The organism is Saccharopolyspora sp. NPDC000995, assembly GCF_053599315.1.
The window spans coordinates 1-1856 of sequence record NZ_JBSFLZ010000309.1; the positions used below are offsets into that span (position 1 = coordinate 1).

Genomic DNA, 1856 nt, shown 5'->3' on the forward strand with positions numbered 1-1856 from the left:
CTGCGGCCAGACACCACAAGACTGCCGCAAGATCATCATCCCGGGCCTGCCCAACACACCCTCACTCAACCCGAGAATTAACCACCAGGGTCGGTGCCGCAACCAAAACCCGTCCCGAACGTACGCTAAGCACCCGCGGCGCCGGCTCAAACGGCCAATCCGGCAGCACTGGCCTTGCTCGAACTACCTGCCCACCTCGGCCAGGTCGACCCGACCCAGCCGAAGACCAGCCGCTGACAAGTTCTCCTCCGGATGCGGCACCGAACTGGTACCGGGAATCGCGAGCGTCACCGGAAAACGGCCAACAACCACGCCAACGACACCTGCGCGACGCTGGCGGAACGCCGCTGAGCGACGGCCCGGGCCCTTGCATCGTCCACCTGCCCGCTGCCGCCGCCGAGCGGAGAGAACGGCACGTAGGCGATCGTGTGCCGCTCGCAGTCGGCCGGCAGCTGCCGATCTTCGGAATTCTGGACGTGGGAGTGGTTGTGCACCGCCATGACCGGAGCGATCGGACGCGCCTGCGGGAACTGTGCGGCGTCCGCGTTGCTCAGACCGAGGTGCCGGATCAGCCCAGCCTCGCGCAACTCCGTCGGCGCCATGACCGCCCGGCCACCGACGACCCCTCCGGGCCGACACCACCGGGCCGCAGGTAAAGCGGGTCAACGTCAGCGCAGCAATGCGCCGACTCGGTGAACGCTATTACACGCTTTCCGAACGGTGAGCTGCATGCCGAGCAGGTCGAACAGGCCGAAATTCACCATGGTCCGCCGTGGGTATCGGTTGCGTGTTCGGTGATCGGCAGATCTGTTGCGTGCCGAGGACTTCATCCAGCACATAGTGGGCTTCGCGTTTCGTAGCGACGATGATCCTCGTGCCGTAGGTGGCGTGCTGATCGGTGACATGGGTATAGGTCGACAGCATCCGGCCGCCGTGCATGACCATCTGCCGGGCCGAGGTCGACTTGCCGCGCACCGGGAACCGCTGCCCGTCGCTCGAGGACAGCGTGCCCGCACCAAACACCGTGGTCAGCGGTAGCCGCTGGTGGTAGTCGATGATCGCCAGATTCGCCGCCCGCAGAGTCTCTTCCCGCACATACCATTCCGCCGTCCACGCAAGGATGTCGTAGGAAATGCCGCACGCCTCCGCCATCCGGGTCAGCCCCAGGTTCGTAGAGTGGGCCGGTAGCACCGCGATGAGGTTGCGCTTCAGCTCCGGGGTACGGGTCTGTCTGCCCGAGGCGTGAGTGAAGCAGTCCAGATGGCGGGTGCATTTGTCCAGCTCGGTCAGCAGCGACACGATCGGCGCGAACGGCAGCATCCCGGTCAGCTCCACTTTGAGCGAAATCGCCTCCGCGGGAACGTCTTCGGCGGTCAGCGGCGAGATCACCAGATCCCCACCCTCGTCCACGGGGACCGGACCGTCCCCACCGGACAGCACCGCCTCCAGCTCGCCGACCGCCTCGTGCAGCTCGTCGGTCACCGCGGCCAACCCCTCGCCGGGGTCGGCGGCGGATCGGGTACCGGCGCTGTGGCTCTCGCCGCTTTAAAACTTGCGGGGTCAGGCGGCGACCCACGGTGGCCAGGAACCGGCGCCGGACAGGTCCCGTCGACAGCCGCCGCAGCCGCGATACCCCGAGCGAGGCATCGGTGACCAGCAGCGCGTCCGGCTCAGTGCGACGCGCGGGTGTGAGCTCGTGCGCGAGCCTGTCGTAGGTCTCGGTCTGCGCCTGGTGGCGGGCGTGTGCGACGCGTTCCACCAGGGGTGGGAACCGAATACGCCAGAAACGGGCCGCGGCGCACGTAATCAGATGTTCGAGGGCACTCTTGGCTCAATTCGTCAGCTTGCAGTGTCAA

At 66.7% G+C, this 1856-nt stretch carries 2 protein-coding genes; both read right to left on the reverse strand.

Translation table 11 applies throughout. From position 1 onward, the window contains the following. Positions 1–287: 287 nt before the first annotated feature. A complete protein-coding gene (locus tag ACWDKQ_RS36020) occupies positions 288–602 on the reverse strand; it encodes an aldo/keto reductase (RefSeq protein WP_450143214.1) in 315 nt (104 codons plus the stop codon). 100 nt (positions 603–702) lie between these two features. Then, the gene (locus tag ACWDKQ_RS36025) at positions 703–1389 is read right to left on the reverse strand and encodes a Tn3 family transposase (protein WP_450143215.1); all 687 of its coding nucleotides are present in this window, start codon (positions 1387–1389) and stop codon (positions 703–705) included. Positions 1390–1856: the final 467 nt, after the last annotated feature.